Source organism: Paenibacillus gorillae (assembly GCF_000513275.1).
GTDB lineage: Bacteria > Bacillota > Bacilli > Paenibacillales > Paenibacillaceae > Pristimantibacillus > Pristimantibacillus gorillae.
The window spans coordinates 1-20,046 of sequence record NZ_CBVJ010000076.1 but is presented as its reverse complement, the minus strand read 5'-3'; the positions used below and the strand labels follow the sequence as shown (position 1 = coordinate 20,046).

Annotated in this window: 18 protein-coding genes and 1 riboswitch; of the genes, 12 read left to right on the top strand and 6 right to left on the bottom strand. The window is 51.7% G+C overall.

The features are described 5' to 3' along the window. Positions 1-45: 45 nt before the first annotated feature. Positions 46-657, bottom strand: coding sequence for a signal peptidase I (lepB, locus tag TY10_RS12940; RefSeq protein WP_042164053.1), 612 nt, complete (start codon positions 655-657; stop codon positions 46-48). Between the two features lie 236 nt (positions 658-893). Here lepB and TY10_RS12935 point away from each other — a divergent pair, with 236 nt between their 5' ends. From TY10_RS12935 to TY10_RS12915, 5 genes are read left to right on the top strand one after another with little or no spacing between them, the layout of a single operon-like run. Next, a complete protein-coding gene (locus tag TY10_RS12935) occupies positions 894-2,519 on the top strand; it encodes an ABC transporter substrate-binding protein (protein ID WP_042164051.1) in 1,626 nt (541 codons plus the stop codon). Beyond that, on the top strand, positions 2,512-3,531 hold the full coding sequence (locus tag TY10_RS12930; protein WP_042164049.1) for an ABC transporter permease: 1,020 nt from the start codon (positions 2,512-2,514) through the stop codon (positions 3,529-3,531). The genes TY10_RS12935 and TY10_RS12930 overlap by 8 nt, the downstream gene beginning before the upstream one ends. Then, the gene (locus tag TY10_RS12925; protein WP_042164047.1) at positions 3,532-4,377 is read left to right on the top strand and encodes an ABC transporter permease; all 846 of its coding nucleotides are present in this window, start codon (positions 3,532-3,534) and stop codon (positions 4,375-4,377) included. 18 nt (positions 4,378-4,395) lie between these two features. Continuing rightward, complete coding sequence (locus tag TY10_RS12920) at positions 4,396-5,325, top strand: ABC transporter ATP-binding protein (RefSeq protein WP_042164045.1); 930 nt, start codon at positions 4,396-4,398, stop codon at positions 5,323-5,325. Next, positions 5,315-5,998, top strand: a complete 684-nt coding sequence (locus TY10_RS12915; RefSeq protein WP_337588356.1) for an ATP-binding cassette domain-containing protein — start codon at positions 5,315-5,317, stop codon at positions 5,996-5,998. The genes TY10_RS12920 and TY10_RS12915 overlap by 11 nt, the downstream gene beginning before the upstream one ends. A 1,037-nt stretch (positions 5,999-7,035) precedes the next feature. On the opposite strand, the gene TY10_RS12910 is transcribed toward TY10_RS12915, so the two are convergent. After that, the gene (locus TY10_RS12910; protein WP_042164043.1) at positions 7,036-8,388 is read right to left on the bottom strand and encodes a TrkH family potassium uptake protein; all 1,353 of its coding nucleotides are present in this window, start codon (positions 8,386-8,388) and stop codon (positions 7,036-7,038) included. Between the two features lie 151 nt (positions 8,389-8,539). On the opposite strand from TY10_RS12910, the gene TY10_RS12905 reads away from it, so the two are divergent. Both TY10_RS12905 and metE read left to right on the top strand, forming a co-directional pair. Continuing rightward, positions 8,540-9,775, top strand: a complete 1,236-nt coding sequence (locus tag TY10_RS12905; protein ID WP_042164041.1) for a DUF445 domain-containing protein — start codon at positions 8,540-8,542, stop codon at positions 9,773-9,775. Between the two features lie 101 nt (positions 9,776-9,876). Further along, positions 9,877-10,083: riboswitch (cobalamin riboswitch) on the top strand. Between the two features lie 163 nt (positions 10,084-10,246). Next, a complete protein-coding gene (metE, locus tag TY10_RS12900; protein ID WP_042164222.1) occupies positions 10,247-12,544 on the top strand; it encodes a 5-methyltetrahydropteroyltriglutamate--homocysteine S-methyltransferase in 2,298 nt (765 codons plus the stop codon). A 71-nt stretch (positions 12,545-12,615) separates the two neighbouring features. On the opposite strand, the gene TY10_RS12895 is transcribed toward metE, so the two are convergent. Next, positions 12,616-13,140, bottom strand: a complete 525-nt coding sequence (locus TY10_RS12895; protein ID WP_052350534.1) for a hypothetical protein — start codon at positions 13,138-13,140, stop codon at positions 12,616-12,618. 133 nt (positions 13,141-13,273) lie between these two features. Here TY10_RS12895 and TY10_RS31535 point away from each other — a divergent pair, with 133 nt between their 5' ends. The 3 genes from TY10_RS31535 to TY10_RS12885 are packed head-to-tail and all read left to right on the top strand — an operon-like array spanning position 13,274 to position 14,795. Further along, a complete protein-coding gene (locus tag TY10_RS31535; RefSeq protein WP_238327577.1) occupies positions 13,274-13,444 on the top strand; it encodes a hypothetical protein in 171 nt (56 codons plus the stop codon). A 9-nt stretch (positions 13,445-13,453) separates the two neighbouring features. Then, positions 13,454-14,029, top strand: coding sequence for an ATP-binding cassette domain-containing protein (locus tag TY10_RS31530; RefSeq protein ID WP_272945292.1), 576 nt, complete (start codon positions 13,454-13,456; stop codon positions 14,027-14,029). Then, positions 14,022-14,795, top strand: a complete 774-nt coding sequence (locus TY10_RS12885) for an ABC transporter permease (RefSeq protein WP_042164040.1) — start codon at positions 14,022-14,024, stop codon at positions 14,793-14,795. The genes TY10_RS31530 and TY10_RS12885 overlap by 8 nt, the downstream gene beginning before the upstream one ends. Before the next feature lie 9 nt (positions 14,796-14,804). Here TY10_RS12885 and TY10_RS12880 read toward each other — a convergent pair whose 3' ends face one another. Then, positions 14,805-15,650 (bottom strand): helix-turn-helix transcriptional regulator, encoded by an 846-nt coding sequence (locus tag TY10_RS12880; RefSeq protein WP_042164038.1) that lies wholly within the window; start codon positions 15,648-15,650, stop codon positions 14,805-14,807. Positions 15,651-15,796: 146 nt separating this feature from the next. Here TY10_RS12880 and TY10_RS12875 point away from each other — a divergent pair, with 146 nt between their 5' ends. Beyond that, positions 15,797-16,540 carry an SDR family oxidoreductase gene (locus TY10_RS12875; RefSeq protein WP_042164034.1) on the top strand — a complete coding sequence of 248 codons (744 nt, stop codon included), beginning with the start codon at positions 15,797-15,799 and terminating at the stop codon, positions 16,538-16,540. 91 nt (positions 16,541-16,631) lie between these two features. Here TY10_RS12875 and TY10_RS12870 read toward each other — a convergent pair whose 3' ends face one another. Both TY10_RS12870 and TY10_RS12865 read right to left on the bottom strand, forming a co-directional pair. Further along, on the bottom strand, positions 16,632-17,678 hold the full coding sequence (locus tag TY10_RS12870) for a hypothetical protein (protein WP_042164032.1): 1,047 nt from the start codon (positions 17,676-17,678) through the stop codon (positions 16,632-16,634). A gap of 53 nt (positions 17,679-17,731) precedes the next feature. Then, on the bottom strand, positions 17,732-18,964 hold the full coding sequence (locus TY10_RS12865; protein WP_042164028.1) for an MFS transporter: 1,233 nt from the start codon (positions 18,962-18,964) through the stop codon (positions 17,732-17,734). A gap of 151 nt (positions 18,965-19,115) precedes the next feature. Here TY10_RS12865 and TY10_RS12860 point away from each other — a divergent pair, with 151 nt between their 5' ends. Beyond that, complete coding sequence (locus TY10_RS12860) at positions 19,116-19,715, top strand: TetR/AcrR family transcriptional regulator (RefSeq protein ID WP_042164026.1); 600 nt, start codon at positions 19,116-19,118, stop codon at positions 19,713-19,715. The last annotated feature ends 331 nt before the right edge of the window (positions 19,716-20,046 follow it).

The following is a 20,046-nucleotide window of genomic DNA, read 5'->3' as shown; positions in this document are numbered from 1 at the left end:
TATAGCTTGGTAATTATGAGATTGTGCGCCTATTTGCTCAGCCGATCATCGCTGGGGATGGACCGTGCTTATTTGATTTCGTCCCGTCCATGCCACAACCTGACCTTGAATGGCCGATTCAGATACTGGTCCTTGGACGATGCTGCTATAGAAGCTTCTCCACCATAGATCGCCTAGCAGAAAATAGTGCTCCTCAGGCAGCGTCAGCTCCATATTAATGGGATCGGGAGATTTCGCCCCTTGGAGTCCAAACGATTCCTGACCGTAAAACGCATCTAGCCTCATGCCGTCGATATAAATCTTGCTTTGTCGGATACGGATCACTTCGCCCGGGAGTCCAATGATTCTGGCCATATCGAATGCTAAGTTATCAGCAGGTGTTTTGTAATAAACAACATCTCCTCTGCGGTATACCTGCGTCTCGTATTTCGGCTCAACGACAAGCAGCGAGCCTATAAGATATTGTTCGGTATCCCGGAGCATGCCATCGCTTGGCAGCGGAATAACCAATAAATCCTCATTCGGTTTATTGATAATGGGCAGCTCGTAGGGGGGATAAGGGTCGGTAAGCGTCTCCTCTTCCACTTTGGCTGTGCAGCTAGTGAGCAATAGTAGGAGTAAAGCTAACATAAGAGCAGCTTGTTTTTTGATAGGCATGTCATTCCCTCCGAGTTGAAGCCTCATTTTTCCATTATAAACCACCTAAAACGATGATACTACCAATATATTAGATTGACGTTAGGTTTTCTGACTTTACAATCAATTTTTAAGGGGAAAAGGGATGTTCGTTTCCTTTTTCTGTGTTACAATTTTGTTAAAACGTGGCACGATAGCAAGCAGGCGGAAACTGGTTTGCAGAAATGAGCTTTTATAAGAAGGGGAGAGAGAGCAGGATGAGCAATAAACGATACTGGCAAAGGACAACCCTTTTATTGGCATTGTCGGCGTTATTGGTTATTTTATCGGGATGCTCAGGTGCGGCGAAACCTGACCGCCAGCCAGTACAAGCAGCAGAGGCTAAGGATGAATTGCTTCTGGCTGTAGGCTCAGAGCCGGAAGGGGGCTTTGATCCAACGACCGGATGGGGAAGATATGGCTCTCCGATGTTTCAGAGCACGCTGCTGAAGCGAAACAGCGATATGAGCATTGCCAATGATTTGGCGAAGAAGTACTCGCTGTCTGAAGACGGCAAGCAATGGACCGTTGAGCTTCGCGATGACGTAAAGTTTTCTGACGGGAAACCGCTGACCGCCTCGGATGTGAAATTTACGTTTGAGACAGCGGGAAGCAAAGGCTCAGCCATCGACGTAACGAATATAGCGGCTATTACGGTCAACGGTGATGATGAGATCGTTTTTTCGTTGAAGGAACCGCAGTCAACTTTCATTACACTGCTAACGTCACTTGGCATCGTTCCTGAGCATGCTTACGGCGGTGACTACGCGTCGCATCCTGTCGGCTCCGGCCCTTACAAGCTCGTGCAGTGGGATCGCGGCCAGCAGGTTATTGTTGCCTATAATGATCTCTATTACGGAGACAAGCCTTTTTTCAAAAAGATGACATTCTTATTCTTGAGCGAGGATGCTGCATTTGCTGCGGCCAAATCGGGTCAGCTTGACGTCGCATACATTCCTTCGGCATTCAGTAAGCAGGAGGTAAAGGGAATGCGTGTTGAAGCCGCGAAATCGGTTGATAACCGGGGCATTATGCTTCCTTATGTTAAGCCTGGAGAAAAGACGGATCAAGGTTATCCGATTGGCAATGCCGTAACCTCGGATCTTGCGATCCGTCAAGCGCTTAATTATGCACTCGACCGCCAAGCGCTGGTAGACGGCATTCTGGAAGGTCATGGCACTCCGGCGTACACAGTCAATGACGGGCTTCCGTGGTGGAATCCGGATACCGTATTCCAGGACGGAGACCTTGCCAAAGCGGCCAAGCTGCTGGAGGACGGCGGCTGGAAGGATACGGACGGAGACGGCATCGTGGAAAAGAACGGCGTCAAAGCGCAGTTCTCGCTGCTGTACCCGGCAGGCGATATGACGCGCCAATCGCTGGCTCTTGCAGCAGCGGATATGGCGAAGGAAGCGGGCATTCAGATCGATGCAGCGGGCAAGAGCTGGGATGATATCGGCAAGCTGATGTACTCGGATGCGGTCTTATATGGCTTCGGCAGTCAGGACCCGATTGAAATGTATAATCTATACAGCAGCAAGTTCCGTGGTGTCGACTACAACAACTCTGGCTATTACAGCAATGCGGCGGTCGATGAGTGGATGGATAAGGCGCTTCGCGCGACGAAGGAAAAGGATGCGATGGACTACTGGAAAAAATCGCAGTGGGACGGCAAGACGGGCACAAGCGTACAAGGCGATGCGCCGTGGGCATGGCTCGTCAATATTGATCATTTGTATCTAGTAAAAGACGGACTGGATATCGGTAAGCAAAAGATTCATCCGCATGGGCACGGCTGGCCGGTTACCAACAATATCGAGCAGTGGCGCTGGATAAATGAGTAAAGCAAGCGAACGGAGAAATTATACTCTTCTGCAAGTGACGAAGGCGCTGCTGTGGAAGGCATTGCGGCTCGCTTCCTTGCTTGCCGCGATCAGCATCGTATCGTTTGTCCTTGTCAGCAATTCTCCTGTCGACCCGGTTCAGGCTTATATCGGTGCAGATATGCTCGTCGTCAGTCATGAGCAGCGTGAGCTTATCGCCAGCTATTGGGGGCTGGATGATCCGCCTGCGGAGCAGTTTATGAGATGGGGCTCCGCTTTGCTGCACGGCGATCTGGGCGTCTCGATGATTTATCGGCAGCCGGTCATCGAGGTAATTGGCGAGCGCTTTGTCAGTTCCTTGTCGCTAATGGCGGTATCTTGGCTGCTATCTGGCGTTATCGGATTTACGGCAGGCGTTCTCGCCGCAATGAACAAGGATCGCTGGCTTGACCGGATCATTAAATGGTATTGCTATGCACTGGCCTCAACTCCAACTTTCTGGATGGGACTGCTGCTGCTCATTGTTTTTGCAGTGTGGCTTGGCTGGTTTCCGGTTGCGCTTGGCGTGCCCGCAGGCAAGCTTGCGGAGGATGTGTCGTTGTTTGACCGGCTTCGACATATGATATTGCCGGCCTTGACGTTGAGCATTGTGGGAATCTCGAGCATCGCGCTGCATACACGGCAAAAGCTGATCGACGTGTTGGACAGCGATTATGTGTGGTTTGCCAAAGCGCGCGGAGAACAGGGATTTACGCTCTTTTTCAGACATGGCCTGCGCAACATTGCACTGCCCGCACTGACGCTGCAATTTACATCGTTTGGCGAGCTGTTTGGCGGTGCGGTGCTGGCGGAGCAGGTTTTCTCTTACCCGGGACTCGGACAAGCTACCGTCGAAGCCGGATTGCGCGGCGATGTTCCGCTGCTGCTTGGCATCGTACTGTTCACGGCGATGTTCGTATTTGCGGGTAATGCGATTGCCGATATCCTTTACCGGACTGTCGATCCGAGAATGAAAGAACGGGGGACGCTGTAGATGAAACCGGTACCGGTATTAAAGCAGAGATCGTTCAGCGGCCGCCGCGCGCTATGGTCGGGAGGCATCTCGGTTCTGTATCTGGCGATTGCTGCGGCAGGAGGACTGCTGCTGGGCAGTGAAGCGCTGTCTACGCATTTGGGCAGCCGGAACTTAGCACCTTCTCTGGAGCATCTCTTTGGTACGGACTGGCTGGGCCGCGACATGTTTACCCGTACGGTCAAAGGACTTGGCCTGAGCATGGCTGTCGGTTTTCTCGGGGCGATTTCGAGCAGCGTGATCGCTGCTGTTGTTGGTCTGCTTGCTGCGACTATGGGGAAAGCGGCTGACCGTTTTTTAAGCTGGCTGATCGATCTATTTCTCAGCGTGCCTCATCTGGTCACCTTGATTCTTATCGCCTTCGTGTGCGGCGGCGGATTGAAGGGCATCGTAATCGGCATTGCCTGTACGCATTGGCCTAGCCTCGCCCGGGTTATCCGGGCTGAAGTGATGCAACTGCGCAGCGCCGAATTTGTGCTAGTGTCGCAAAGACTGGGCAAATCACGACTCTGGATTGCCATGCATCATATGGCGCCCCATTTGGTTCCGCAGCTTCTTGTCGGTATGCTGCTGCTGTTCCCTCATGCGATTTTGCACGAGGCGGCAATTACGTTTATCGGGCTTGGGCTGTCGCCGCATCAGCCTGCAATCGGCATTATTTTGTCGGAATCGATGCGCTATTTATCGACCGGCATGTGGTGGCTCGCTTTTTTTCCGGGATTATGCCTGCTATTTACGGTACGGGCCTTCGGTATGTTCGGCGAACTGATGAAGCGGCTTGCGGATGCCAGAGGATTGCATGACTAGACAGGGGAGGCGGCATGAATGGCTTTGTTGGAAGTAGAAGGGTTGACGGTATCCTTCCGGCGGCAGTCCGGTTTGTTCAGACAGAGGACGATGGAAGTCATTCACGGGCTGGAGCTTACTGTAGATGCCGGACAAGTCGTAGCGGTTGTAGGCTCTAGCGGCTCTGGCAAAAGCTTGCTTGCCCATGCGATTATGGGCTTGCTGCCGGATAATGCTCATTATAGCGGAAGCATCCGCTATGACGGCGCGCCGCTTGATGCAGCCAGGCAGGCGGCGTTGCGGGGCAAGGAGATTGCGATTGTGCCGCAATCTGTTACCTATTTGGACCCGTTAATGCGGGTCGGGAAGCAGGTGCGTCATGCCGTTGCGGCTAGCGGTGAAGGGGGTGAACAGCTGCAAAAGCAGGTGTTTGCCCGCAACGGTCTGGCGGAGGAAACGGCGCGGTTGTATCCGCATGAGCTGTCAGGCGGCATGGCTAGACGCGTATTGGCGTCGACGGCAATTGTGAGCGGCGCCAAGCTGATTGTGGCGGATGAGCCGACTCCGGGTTTGAATGAGGAGGCTGCGCGCGAGACGGCGCGGCAGTTCCGCGAGCTGGCGGACGCGGGCTGCGCCGTGCTGTTCATTACACATGATATCCAGCTTGCTTTGAGCTTTGCGGATCGAATTGTTGTGCTTTATGCGGGAACCGTGATGGAGAACGCAGCGGCAGCAGATTTTGCAGGTGATGGAGAAAGGCTGCGGCATCCGTATACGAAGGCGTTGTGGCAGGCGCTGCCGGGCAATGACTTCAAGCCGCTTGGCGGCTCGCAGCCCCATCCGGACAAGCTGCCGCCTGGCTGTCTTTTTGCTCCGCGTTGCAGTCATGCTTCAGAAGAATGCGGGTCGCAGCGGCCGGAATTTATGCCGTTGCGGGACGGGGCCGTGAGGTGCTTCTATGCTTCTTGAGGGGAAAGGACTGGGATACCGTTATGACCGTCGAGGAGATTGGATATTCCGCGATCGGAACCTGTCGGTAGCCGCCGGGGAAATTGTCGGGATAGCGGGGCCAAGCGGCTGCGGTAAGACGACATTTGCCAAGCTGCTTGCGGGTTGCGCGATCCCCGGGGAGGGCGAGGTGCTGTATGGCGGTATGCCGTTGGCTGTTAAAGGCTATAGTCCGGTGCAGATGGTGTTTCAGCATCCCGAGCGGGCCGTCAATCCGCGCTGGCGCATGCAGCGGATTGTAGCGGAAGGCGGGATGCCGGAGCCTGGGCTGCTGGAGGCGATGGGCATTGCCGAGGAGTGGCTCGGCCGGCGGCCCGGCGAGCTGTCCGGCGGCGAGCTGCAGCGCTTTTGCATTGCGAGGGCGCTGGGCGGGGGTCACAAAGATGCTGATCGCCGACGAGATGACGACGATGCTCGATGCGCTGACGCAGGCGCAAATCTGGAGCGCCGTGCTGGAAATCGCGAGGCAGCGCCAGCTTGGCCTGGTCTTCATCAGCCACGAGCGGCCGCTGCTGCACCGGTTGTGCGACCGGATTGTAGAGTGGGAGGCTTAACTGTTTGTTGTTTGCTGCTGATAGGTGCGGTTGTACTTGATTGCCAGGACGTTGTGAGCGCTCGGGTGAAGCAGCAATAGGAGTAAGCCTTCACATCCGTGCTAGACGGATGGCTATTGAGCGAAAGAAGCAGGGTGCAGGAAGGTAAAAGTAACATTTTATTGGGTTAGGCGCTAAGAGGAGGGGGGATCCCCCTCTTAGCGCCTTTTGCGCTTTTAGTGCTGTGCAGTGGGCTAGAGCGAGGCTGGTTCGCTGTAGTGAGGCTGGCTGCTGGGGGTTTTGTATTGGGCATTGAGCATTGGGCATTGGGAAGAGCGAAGCAGGTTCGCAAAATAGCGAACCGAATTTCGCTGTAGGCCTCTGAGTCGGGCAGCGTCGGCTCAATAGCGAATTGATTTTCGCAATTGGAGAACCAAGGTTCACGAATAGGGAAGCTACCTTCGCTGCAGCTTGCTGCTATGTGCACAGTATCATCGGAGAGCGAAGTTAGTTTCGTAAATTAGCGAAGCAGGTTCGTTCTAGAGTGGCGTGCTGCTGGGCGTTTGGGTAGAGCGAAGTTAGTTTCGCAAAATAGCGAAATAGGTTCGTAGTAGTAGAGTGGCGTGCTACTAGGCGTTTGGGTAGAGCGAAGTTAGTTTCGCAAATTAGCGAAGTAGGTTCGTAGTAAAGTGGCGAGCTGCTGGGCGTTTAGGTAGAGCGAAGCAGGTTCGCAAATTAGCGAACTAAATTTCGCAGTAGACCTCTGTAACAGGGAGTATGGGCACGATAGCGAATTAATTTTCGCAATTGGAGAACCAAGGTTCACGAATAACGAAGCTAGCTTCGCTGCAACTTGCTGCTATGTGCACAGTATCATCGGAGAGCGAAGATAGTTTCGCAAAATAGCGAAGCAGGTTCGTTCTAGAGTGGTTTGCTGCTGGGCGTACGGGTAGAGCGAAGTTAGTTTCGCAAAATAGCGAAGTAGGTTCGTAGTAGAGTGGCGTGCTGCTGGGCGTACGGGTAGAGCGGCGTTCTGCTGAGTGTCAGGAGAGAGCGAAGCAGGTTCGCAAACAATAGAAAAGAGAGCCAGAACACAACTAATGTGTCCAAGCTCTCTCTTTCCTTCTAAGCCCTCAGCTTAGCCGATCATAATTTTCCCTTCCGGGTAGCGGTACAGCTCCTTCTCGCCAGGAGCGAGCGTGAAGGCGAGGGTCAGCGGCCCCAGCCGGCCGATGAACATCATCGTAATGATGAGCACCTTGCCGAGCAGCGTCAGATGGGGCGTTAATCCCATCGATAAGCCTGTCGTACCGAACGCCGAGGTGACTTCGAACAGCGCGGTCAATATCTCGACGTCCTCCGTGGCGCTTATTAACATGGTGAACAGGACGATGGCGGACAGCGCAACGATGGAGATCGTCAGCGCTTTATGAACCCGGTCCTTTGCCAGTCTTCTTTTGAAAAAGACGACGTCTTCCTTGCCGCGGATCATTGTGATGACGGCGCCGACGAGAATGGCGAAGGTCGTTACTTTAATGCCGCCGCCCGCTGAACCAGGAGAAGCTCCGATGAACATCAGCAGGACGATTAAAAACTGGGTCGCGCTCCGCATAGCGCCGATGTCGAGCGTATTCGCCCCGCCTGAACGAGGGGAAATCGACTGAAACAGCGAGCTGTAGAGTTTGCCGGTGATGCTGAGCGGCTCCAACGTTCTGGCATTCGTGAATTCAAAAATAAATATAAGTACAGCCCCGGCTAAAAAGAGTACGCCCGAAGCGGTCAGCACTACTTTGGAATGGAGGCTGAGCTTGCGAACCTTCGAGAAGTCCCACAACTCCGCCAATACGATAAAGCCGATGCCGCCGAGAAAGATTAGCATAATAATGACGAAATTGACGATCGGATCGTTTACGTGGCCGACAAAGCTGGAGAAGGGGCCATTTACCGTTCCCATCACGTCGAAGCCAGCGTTCGTAAACATGGAAATACTATGAAAGATGCCCAGATAGAGCGCCCTGCCAATAGGCATCGTTAGCGAAAAACGCATTGCGAGCAGCAGCGCGCCAACGATCTCGATGACAAATGCATAGACCAGCACCCGCCGGATAAAGCGGACGATACCCTCCAGCGAAGCCTGATTCATCGACTCCTGAAGCAGCAGTCTTTCCCGCAGGGAGATGCGTTTGCGGAAAGCGAGTGCGAGCATCGTCGCCATCGTCATAAAGCCGAGGCCGCCAATCTGCATCAGTGCCAAAATGACGACTTGTCCAAACATCGTAAAATGGGTGCCCGTATCCACAACGACAAGGCCGGTTACGCATACCGCCGAAGTGGCCGTGAATAGAGCATCGATGAACGGAGTTCGGATTCCATCAGTGCTTGCGGCCGGAAGCGAGAGCAGGAGCGAGCCGATGCTTATAATAATAATGAAGCCAAGCGTCAAAAATTGAGGCGGTGTTATTTTAAGCAAAATTGCTTTTGTCTTCGTCAATGTAATTCTCCTTTTATTCAACAAAAAAGACGCATTGCGCCAGATTGAAATGTTCACTTTATTATCTGGTATAATTAGGTTAGATGCAACCGAGATTAACGCTGAACGCATTGGTTTGCAGGACAGTCGTTTCAGAAGGGAAGTAAGCTTGATGAGAACAAGATATATCGCAACGATTTCGCTTGCCGCAATGGGTGCGGGATTTATCGTCACCAAATATATGCTGCCGGATGCAGGCTGGGCCAGAATGCTCGAAAGCGGCTTTGAAGCAGGGCTTGTCGGCGGTATTGCCGATTGGTTTGCGGTGACCGCGTTATTCCGCCATCCGTTTGGCATACCGATTCCACACACGTCGCTGCTGCTCAAAAACCGCAATAAAATCGTGAATTCACTTATATCGGCAATGGAGACGGAGCTGTTGAACAAGGACAGCATCAGCCGCAAGCTGAGCGAGTTAAAGCTGTTCAATGGCATTGCTTCAGGAGCCGTTCGGCTGATCGGCAAACGTAAAACGAGGCTGAGTCTCGTCCAATTCGCGCAAACCTCGCTGGATCGGCTGCCTTTGGAGCGTTTTAGCGGAATCATTCGTGGATTTGTCGCCGATTATGTGCGGAAGCAAGACATTCGGCCAATCGTTCTGAAGCTGACCGATAAGTTTGCTCATGAGGGCTGGGACGAGAAAGCGCTCGATTATTTGCTTGGAGCGGGCAAGCAGTGGGTGTCGAAGCGGGAAACAGAGCAATTGCTCGGAAAATTAGCCCACAGCAAGCTGGAGGAGCTGCAGGTTGGCGGCTTTATGGGATTTGCTGTACAAGCGTTTATCGGATTTATGAGTGCAGAAAAGCTCGGTCCAATGGTGCAAAACATGCTGCTCTCTGCCATTCGCGACTTGAGCCAGCCTGGAAGCGAGAACCGGACCAAGCTGTTGAACGAAGTGAAGTCCGCAGCCGAGAAGCTGCATGAGAATGAAGCGCTCATGAAACAGCTTAAGCAGTGGCTGGAGAACGGAGCTGACAGCGTGGAGCTGGAACGGTTTATTCACCTGCGCCTGGAAGAACTGCGTCAATTGCTGCTGGACAAGCTGGAGGAAGAATATAGCCGGGGCGGCCGCTCTGTGGTGAAGGGAGTCCGTTACTTAACGGATCGCGCCAAAGAGAAGGAGGAGCTGCTTCAGCAATGGGAGCGGACCATACTCGATTATACGGTTCAGCTTATTGAACGCAATCATTACCGGATCGGCATGCTCGTTCGAGACAACTTGGATAGAATGGATGATAAATCGCTCGTCGAAATGCTGGAGCAAAAAATCGGCAATGACTTGCAATGGATTCGCGTTAACGGCGCGATCTGCGGCTTCGCCGTCGGAATTGTGCTGTCCTTCTTCTAAGAAACCGTGTATAATTCATAGCATTCAGGTATGAAAAAAAGCGTTGTATAAATATATGTCATGTCGTATGGTTATACATGCTTCAAAACTTGAAAACAAAACTTCATATGAAGGAAACAGGTGCTCTTATCCGACTAGACCCGGATTAGAGCTTAAAAGGGAAGTCCGGTTCAATGCCGGCGCGGTCCCGCCACTGTAACAGCGGAGTCCATTCGCATTATAAAAGCCACTGATCCGGTCGGGATTGGGAAGGCAGCGAAGGATGTTGAGGCTGAAGCCAGGAGACCTGCCTGTTTCGACAGCACTGCTGTACCTACGGGAGATAGGGAGGTGTTAAAGATAGCCATCGTTGCTTATACGGGGGGCGTCTTTACCTATGCTTCTTTCGAACTTGGGTAAAGATGGCTCTTTTTTTGTTGCGCTTATTTATTGGAATTTTACAAATCGATTGGGAGGCTGAAATCATTGACTATTTTGAGAAGCAGCAATTTGGGTTATCCGCGTATTGGTGAAAACAGAGAATGGAAAAAGGCGCTTGAAGCTTTTTGGGCAGGCAAGCTGGAAGAGTCAGAACTGCTGACGCAATTGAAGTCGATTCGCTTGAAGCATCTGCAAGTACAGAAAGATGCCGGAATCGATCTTATCCCGGTTAACGATTTTTCGCTGTACGACCACATCCTTGATACAGCAACGATGTTTGGTGTCGTGCCTGCGCGTTTCGGCTATTTGGGCAGCGGTCCAGTGCCAGTATCCGTCTATTACGCAATCGCTCGCGGCAATAAAGAAGCATCGGCATCGGAAATGACGAAATGGTTCAATACGAACTACCACTACATCGTGCCTGAGCTTAACGGCGCTGCGCCAAAGCTGGTTGAAAACCGTCCGCTAAACGCTTACCGCGAAGCGAAGCAGGAGCTTGGCATTGAAGGCAAGCCTGTCATCGTGGGTCCTTACACATTCCTTAAGCTGTCGAAAGGCTATGAGCCGTCCCAGTTTGCAGCGCTTGTTGACCAGTTCCTGCCTTTGTATGCGCAGGTGCTGCAAGAGCTGGAAGCTGAAGGCGTGAAGTGGGTACAAATCGATGAGCCTTCGTTAGTGGCAAGCGTATCGGAAGAGGAACTGAAGCTGGTGCAATCGATTTACGCCTGGTTGAACCAAGCTGCTCCGAACTTGAATTTGCTTCTGCAAACCTACTTCGAATCCGTTGAGCAGTATGAAGCGGTAGTCACGCTGCCCGTACAAGGCATTGGCCTCGACTTTACGATTGGGGACCGCAGCTTGAAGCAGCTGGAGGCGCTTGGTTTCCCGGCTAATAAAGTGCTTGCCGCAGGCGTTGTGGATGGCCGGAACATCTGGCGTGCCGATCTTCGCGACAAAACGGCGCTTGTAAATCGTATCGCAGCTGTCGTTCCGCAAGAGAGACTTATTGTACAGCCTTCGTGCAGCCTGCTGCATGTGCCGGTATCCGCTAAAGGCGAGGTTGGCCTTGCTGCCGAGCTGTCCGATGCACTCGCATTCGCGAACGAGAAGCTCGAAGAGATCGTTGTTATTGCCCGCGCAGTCCGTGAAGGCGAAGCGGCTGTGCAAGATCAGCTGGACAACAATGATGCTGTGCTTCGTACTCTGAATGAATCAGCTTCCCGCAACCGGAAAAGCGTTCAGGATGCTGTAGCCGAGATCGGCAAACAGTCCTCGTCCAGAAAATCCGTATTCGCATCGCGTAATGCCGCGCAAAAAGCACGCTGGAATCTTCCGTTCCTTCCGACGACGACGATCGGCAGCTTCCCGCAGACAGCTGACGTTCGTGCGGCACGCCAGCAATGGCGCAAAGGCCAATTGCAGGATGAGCCTTACAAAGCATTTATTCGCGAGCATATTGCGAAGTGGATCAAGCTGCAGGAAGAAATTGGCCTTGATGTGCTCGTACATGGCGAATTCGAACGTACAGACATGGTCGAGTTTTTCGGGGAGAAGCTGGACGGCTTTGCCTTCACTCGCAACGGCTGGGTACAATCTTACGGTTCCCGCTGCGTGAAGCCGCCGATTATTTATGGCGATGTACAATTCAGCCAGCCAATGACTGTTGAAGAAACGGTATATGCGCAGTCGCTGACTTCTAAGCCAGTAAAAGGAATGCTGACAGGTCCGATTACGATTCTGAACTGGTCCTTCGTCCGTTCCGACATTACGCGTGAGCAAGTTGCGTACCAAATCGCATTAGCTCTTGCAGAAGAAGTGAAGGCGCTGGAGAGCGCGGGCATCGAAATGATTCAAGTGGATGAGCCGGCGCTGCGTGAAGGCTTGCCGCTCAAACGTGCGGATTGGGAGCATTACCTGAACTGGGCAGTGCTGGCGTTCCGTCTGTCGACTTCGGACGTTGCGGACACAACGCAAATTCATACGCATATGTGCTATTGCGAATTCCATGACATTATCGATTCCATTCGTGCACTGGATGCAGACGTTATTTCGATCGAAACGTCGCGCAGCCACGGCGAGCTGATTCACAGCTTTGAAGAGCATACGTATGATCTGGGCATTGGTCTTGGCGTATACGACATTCACAGCCCTCGTGTACCGGCGGTTGCTGAGATGACGAACATGATCGGACGCGCACTGAAAGTGCTGGATCCGGAACTGTTCTGGATTAACCCGGACTGCGGATTGAAAACACGCGGCATCGACGAGACTGTCGCATCGCTGCGTACGATGATTGAAGCGACAGAAATCGTCAGATCGCAATTCGAACAGGCTAAAGCAGGCGTATAATAGATAACAAAAAGACTTGCCGATTCGCGAAGATTTAATCGTGAATCCGGTAAGTCTTTTTTATAATGATTCTATTCGAAATGGACGAATTGTTCGGGATGCAGACGAATATATCGGGTAATTACGTTCCAGGTAGAGTGTGACGCCTCCAAATAAAAATGATAAAAATTGCTCATCTCGACATGAAGCTTAGGATCCGTCTCCATATCCTGCAGTGAGACGTCGAAGTTTGCCAGGTTTCTAGGATGATTTCGCTGTCTCAGCGATTGTTCTGTACGTTCCAGCAGAGCAAGCATTTCAGAATCATCGAAATACTTGAGGCTTTGCAGCAGTCCCTTCCACCTCAAAGGCTGGGCCATATAATAGGCCGTCCACCAGTAATAGTCAGCTTCAGACTTGATGGCATGCAGGTAATGCGTTCGGAATACGAACAGCGCCTTTTGACCTGAAGTCAGAAGCGGGTACAGCTCGGCGGAGAAATCTCCTCCCCGGCTCTCAATCTCCTTGTAAGCCGTAATTAATGGCTTAAAGCAAGCGGATGCCAGACTTTCATCGTCATACGAGATAAAAGCCTGCCTGTTTATTGCTGTCAACAATAGAATATCACTCCTTCTCTCCCATTATACGTGAAGCGAAGAATCGATAGAAGAGATATGTAAGATGGGCAGCATCAGGTTTATAATGAAGATATACATATACTCGTACAAACGAATTACGGGAGGAACAAGCTTGGCACCATTATTAAGCATGAATAAGATAAGTAAACGAAGGCCGGATAAAGCGGGAGAATGGCTGTTCCAAGAGATTACGGCTAGCATAGATAAAGGGGAGCGTATTGCGCTACTGGGAGCTTCAGGCACGGGGAAAAATGCACGCTGCTGCGCATTGCCGCCTTGCTAGAATCGATGGATGAAGGTGAGCTTCAATTGGAAGGCAAAGCACAACAATCATTTAAACCGGAGCAATGGCGGAAAAAAATTTAGCTACGTCGCGCAGGCACCGGTTATGCTTGCCGGGACTGTGGAACAAAACTTGCGAACAGCCAGCCTGCTGCATGGCACGCCTTTTGATGAACAGCTAGCCCGCCGCTGCATGGCCGAAGCGGAGCTTGGACATTTGGATTGGACGAAGCCTGCCGTAGAGCTGTCGGGAGGCGAGAAGCAGCGGACTGCGCTGGTCCGATCCTTGCTGCTTCGTCCATCGATGCTTTTATTGGATGAGACGACTTCTTCCTTAGATCCGACTAGTAAAGAAGCGGTGGAGCAGATGCTTAACCGGTGGGCTGAGCGAGAAGGGGCGGCAATGGCATGGATTACGCATGACATGGAGCAAAGCCGGTCAGTCAGCGATCAAATTTGGTTCATGGGCGAGGGAAAGCTGCTGGAACGCGGAGATACGAAAGCTTTTTTTCAAGGGCCATCTACCGAGCAGGCAAGGCGCTTTATTCAAAAGCCTCTTGAAAGAGAGGCGGATGGGGATGAGTAATTTAGCGCTGGCGAGTACGCTTGTTTTTGTCGCCATTACTGCTTTTTTGTCCATTTGGAAAAAGCTTGGCTTGGAGAAGGACATCCTTATCGGAACGGTCCGCTCTGCGCTGCAGCTGCTTTTTATCGGCTATGTGCTTCACTTCATATTCGATACGCGTAATCCTGTATTTATCGTCCTTATTTTGTTATCTATGATTGGCGTCGCGTCTTGGAATGCAGGGTCGCGAGCTAAGGAAATACGCGGCATTCGCCTTCGGATTGCGATAACGCTGGCTTGTACGGAAGGGCTGACGATGGCGCTGCTGCTCGGTTTCTCCATCATAGAGCCAACACCGCAATATATTATTCCGGTGAGCGGTATCGTGATCGGAAGCTCTATGATTGTAGCCGGCATTTATTTGAGTCAAATGAAGCGTGAGCTAGAATCGTCCCGGGGCGAGGTCGAGACGCTGCTGGCGCTTGGGGCGACAGCCCGGCAAGCGATACAGGGATCGGTCAAACGGTCTGTCCGCTCCAGCATGATTCCGACGATTGACGGAATGAAAACGGTCGGACTCGTTCAACTGCCCGGCATGATGACGGGCATGATTGTGGCCGGAGCCGATCCGATCGAAGCGGTCCGTTATCAGATGCTGATTATGTTTGTACTCGCATCTTCCGCAGCATTAACGGCAATTTTGTTAAGCCAGATCAGCTATCGCTTATGGTTTACGAAGGACGTGCGGCTTGTGCCAAGCCCGCCGCAGGAAACGAAGCGGGCTTAGCACGGGACATCAGTTTCTCTCTTCCAGAAACTTTCGGATTTTTTCCTTCGTTACCCCGTCATCGAGCGGAATGTGAATGGAAATTTTCAAATCCGGCTTGTCCTGCGGCTGGAACGAAATATAGTCGAATGCAAGCTCGCCAACAACCGGATGCTGCATAATTTTATGCGCCTGGGTATAGTCCAAGACGTCATGCTGTTCCCAGTAAGTCTGAAATTCCTCACTGATCCCGGACAGGTCTCTGACCTGCTCGCCCCACCAAGGATCGTCTCCGTAACGGGCATAATCAGCACGGAATTGAGCGACGGTCCGGCGTGCATGATCTTCCCATTGCGGCCCCTTCAATTTACGGAAATCATCGTTTGTAAAAGTATACCATAACAAATTCCGCTGCCTCTCCGGCATCCGGCTCAAATCGCCATTCAGTATGTAGCTGGCCTCATTCCACGCCACGATATTCATTCGGGCATCCATAACGCAAGACGGGCTTAAGCCCTGCGCGTCGAGAAAGCGCTGCAGAGCCGGACTCACTTCGCTTTGCGATTTCATTTGCTCAGGCGGGGGCTGCCGATGTGCCAGCAGAAACATATGCTTGCGCTCCGCCGCGTCTAATTGCAGGGCAATCGCTAGTCCTTCCAGCACTTCCGTTGACACATGAATCGAACGGCCTTGCTCCAAGTAGGTGTACCACTCCAAGCTGACTCCGGCAAGCATGGCAACTTCTCCGCGCCGCAGTCCGGGCGTTCGCCTGCGGCCGGCTTCGGGAAGCCCGACCTGCTTCGGCGTTAAGCGTTCTCTGCGATTTCGGAGAAAATGAGCTAATTCGTTATATCGGTTAATTTCAGTTGTGGCCAAATTCCAGTCCTCCTGTTCATGATCGGTAGAAGGGTGGGAGTCGTAATACCAGTATAACCAGACACCTTCTTGATGCGTTTTTTCAGCTATACAATAGCTTATGTGAAGACGCAGCATAAATCAATTACACGAGAGGGAGAATGGATATGAAACGGGATTCCAATACGATTCTCATTACCGGAGGCGCGAGCGGCATTGGCTTGGCGCTTGCCGCAAGATGGATACAGGCAGGCAATAAAGTAATTATTGTTGGACGAAGAGAGGACAAGCTGGCGGAAGCAAAAGCGCTTTATCCGGAGCTGCATACGTATCGATTCGATGTGTCCAAGGAAGAAGAGCGTATAGCACTGTTTGAACGGGTCACACAGGAGCATCCGGACGTCAATGTGCTCCTTAATAATGCCGGTGTCATGCGGTTTATAACGGTGGATGGCGGGGAGCCTTGGAAGGATACAGAGGTTGAGCTGACAACAAATTTGGCAGCGCCGATTCATCTGGCAGCTTTATTCACGCCGCATTTGAAAAACAAGGAGCAATCGGCCATCCTGAATGTTACATCCGGTTTGTCTCATGTGCCTATCGCATCTGCTCCTGTTTATAGTGCCACTAAAGCGGCGCTTCATTCATTTACGCTGACGCTTCGGCATCAGCTGGCTCAGCATGGCGTTCAAGTCATTGAGATTTGTCCTCCGCATACGAATACCGACTTAGGGATACCTGGAGCCAATACCGCGGGCGTGCCGCTCGACGAGTTTGCCGATGCCGTTATGGAAGGCCTCGCGCAAGGCGAAGAAGAGATTGCGTATGGCTGGTCCAAGCTTACCTCGCAAGCTTCCCGCGCGGAACGCGACGAAATGTTCAAGCAGTTGAATAACGCACAGCATGTCTAATGAATTATGAAACCGGGCTGGTGTCCTTTTAAGGACGCCAGTCCGGCTTTTTTTGTGAAATGGCTTTCTGCGAGCACAGCACCTTATTAGATCAAGTGTGCATAAATCTTTTTAAGGTGTCCAGCGCTTTATTCTCAAGGTGCATAATACCGCTAATGAGTTCGATGCAACGCTCTTTTTCTTTCAGTTCGCGCACGGGAGGCTCCGAGTAAGGATACATAGCACCTAATATCGAATAATCTGCGGCAATTTGGTTGTAGATTGCAATGCTCTCATTCAGCAGTGACGGATCTAATGCCGGAAGTTTTTCTTGCGCTTCAGTCAGAAATTGGACTGCATTGCGTCTGGCTTCCCGTAACACTTCTATGAACAGGCTGAAGTAATAGGCATCCGCCTCGCCTGCCTCAATAGCTGTCAGCCATTTTTGATAAGCCTTATTGCCAACGCTGTATGTTTTTCCTGCCTTGGTGTATTGCTCTTCATCATTTAAGCGGATGACGAACGCCAACGTTTCCTTGAATGCAGAATAAGGATCGGCAGCCGGAGCAGACGTTGCCCAGTGCAAAGAAATCAGTCTGTCTACAGGAAGGGGAGAGATTTCTGTTTGATCTCGGGTTTGGACACAATTTATGCAGGTGCAGCGGCTAAACCCCAGATCAGTCCAGGCGATGACGTTGTCTGCGAACTTTTCTCCGGTATGCCACGAATCCGTATAATAGCCGGTTTTATCATAAGCGGTAATAAGGGAAGTCTGATTGTTGATGTCGAGGTTTTTAGCGAATACAGGCTGTCCGGCATTAATGGCGAGCTTCGCCTTCTCCCACATCTCCTTCTGAAGCTGCAGAAAACGCTCACCGTTGGCATATTGATGACGGCCCTGAATATCGATTCCAATATTCCGTACTAGCCGAAAAACATCAGGCTCAATATCGCCGCCGTTTGGTTCCTTCAAGTTTTCGTCCAAAATATGCAGAAAAGCGTTGCCTGTTATGCCATACAGCCATGCGGTAGAAACATCGATTTGATAATAGTCTGCTGCTGATTTAACGGCGCCTACAAGAGAAGCATCCAGTCCGCTGAATTTGTAGTTTTTCAGAGATTGAACGGCATGGATGTTAGTTTTATGGTGATCTGGCATAAAAGACACCTCCAGTTTTTAGTAATCATTTCTGCATTTTGAACGAAATTCCTCTATCGTATTGTTTGCAGCTTTTTGCCGCTCGTATGGCGAAGGGTAACTCCCCAAAATAGAAGAGCAATGCCGCTGACAGCTGCGCCAAGCCAGCAAACGCCGTGCCATCCGAAATTTCCGTATACAAGCGTCGAGGCGATGGAGCCTGTCGCGCTGCCTATCGAATAGAAAATCATATAACCCGCTGTCAGCCTGCTGCGCGCCTCCGGCCGAATGGACAGAATCATGCTTTGACTCGTAACATGAACGGCTTGAACGGCAAGATCGAGTAAGATAATGCCTGCCACAAGTGCGAACAGCGACTGAACGGCGAAGCTAATCGGCAGCCAGGAAACGAGCAGAAGACTTAGTGCAACTCCGGTTGTCCGCTGGCTATGCCCGCTGTCTGCAAGGCGTCCGGCTCGCGCAGCTGCAAGTGCGCCTGCCGCCCCGGCGAGGCCAAACGCGCCGATTGCCGTATGAGAGAGTGAGAGTGGCGGACTGCTTAGCGGAAGCACAAGAGAAGTCCATAAAATGCTGAACGCACTGAAAATAAAGAAGGCTAGAGCAGCGCGGATGCGCAGTACCTTTTCTTGGACGAAGAGCAGCAGCACCGATTGGATAAGCCGCCAGTAAGGCAATGCTTCCCGTTGATGTACTTGCTCGCTATTAGGCAATATCCGGAACAGTGTCACTGCCATAATGAGTGTGAGCAATGCGGATACGAGATAGACGGCACGCCAGCCGGCGAGGTCCGTCAAGGTGCCGGCAAACGTCCGGGCAAGCAATATCCCGATGACAATGCCGCTTGTCACAACTCCAACTACACGACCGCGTTCAACGGGAGAAGCTAAGCTAGCAGCAAACGCAACGAGTGTCTGCGTGACAACCGCAAGCAAACCGATGGCTGCGACACCAGCAAATAGGAAGGTTGCGTTAGGCGCGAATCCGACGGCGAGCAGAGCCGCAACGGACAAGAGCATTTGTCCGGAGATCAGCTTGCGCCGGTCCAGCTTGTCGCCTAGCGGAACAAGCAGCAGCAAACCTAGCGCATAGCAGATTTGTGTAGCGGTGATGACGATACCCATAGATGAGGGTGCAAGGCTGAACTCGTTCGACATCGTGTCCAGCAATGGCTGTGCATAATAAATACTAGCTACGGACAAGCCGGCAGCTATAGCGAATAAAAAGGCAGTGAATCCGGATATGGCAGATGCCGGTGCTGCATTTCCGTTTGCGGAATTATCGATCATGCTTAGGAAGCCTCCTTTTTTATACTGATCGGTACAAAATTATTGCTCGATAAATATATAGTGTATAATGATCTCATGTCAACTGTTTGACATTGATCTTGCTTATTCGTAGTATTTATATATACCTTTCAGTATGAAAAGAGGGATGGGAATGGTACGTCCACGGGAATTTGACGAGGAGAAGGCGCTGACTGCCGCAATGGAGCAGTTTTGGGAGAAGGGGTATGAGGCGACTTCGTTAACCGATCTGACATCGAGCATGGGGATTCAACGGCCGAGCCTATATTCCGCATTTGGAGATAAAAAGCAGCTGTTTGAAACGGCTTTTCGGAAATATACGCAAAATCATGCTGCATCCATTCGGGCTAGTCTTCAGAAGAATGCATCTGTAAGAGCAGCGTTTCGCTCGTATTTTGAAAGCTTGGCGGATGAGGCTTACGAGCAAGTTCCAGGCAGGGGATGCTTCTGCATTAATACGATGGTCGAGCTTTCGCCTCATGATGAGAAATTCGAGATTTTGACACGGGAGCACCAGATGTACTTGTCCGTTATTTTTCAGGAAACGATTGAGCGCGGCATACGCTCGGGGGAGTTAGATGATGGCATCAATGCCAAACAGACCGCTCAGTCGCTGATCATTCAATTGATCGGGCTTACGGTTTTTTTGAAATCCCGGCCTGATCGTTCGTTCGTTGCAAGTGCCATAGACACTGCGCTGAGCTTGATTAAGCCGGCTGAGAGCGAGGGGTAATGTGGGGCTGTTGCTATGCGTGGAATCGCTGCACGTTTTGGCTCGTACTGCCGTTCTTGATTCCATAGTACTCATCGCATTGCGCTGAGAAATGGATAGAATCTGCAAAAAGGCAGTCCGAGCTCAAAACGCTCCGCTCATCCCAGGTATGCAATCATGCGGGAGCGGGCTGTGTGCGGGAATCGCTGCGCGTTTTGGCTCGTACTGCCGTTCTTGATTCCATAGTACTCATCGCATTGCGCTGAGAAATGGATAGAATCTGCAAAAAGGCAGTCCGAGCTCAAAACGCTCCGCTCATCCCGTGTAAGCAACCATGCGGGAGCGGGCTGTG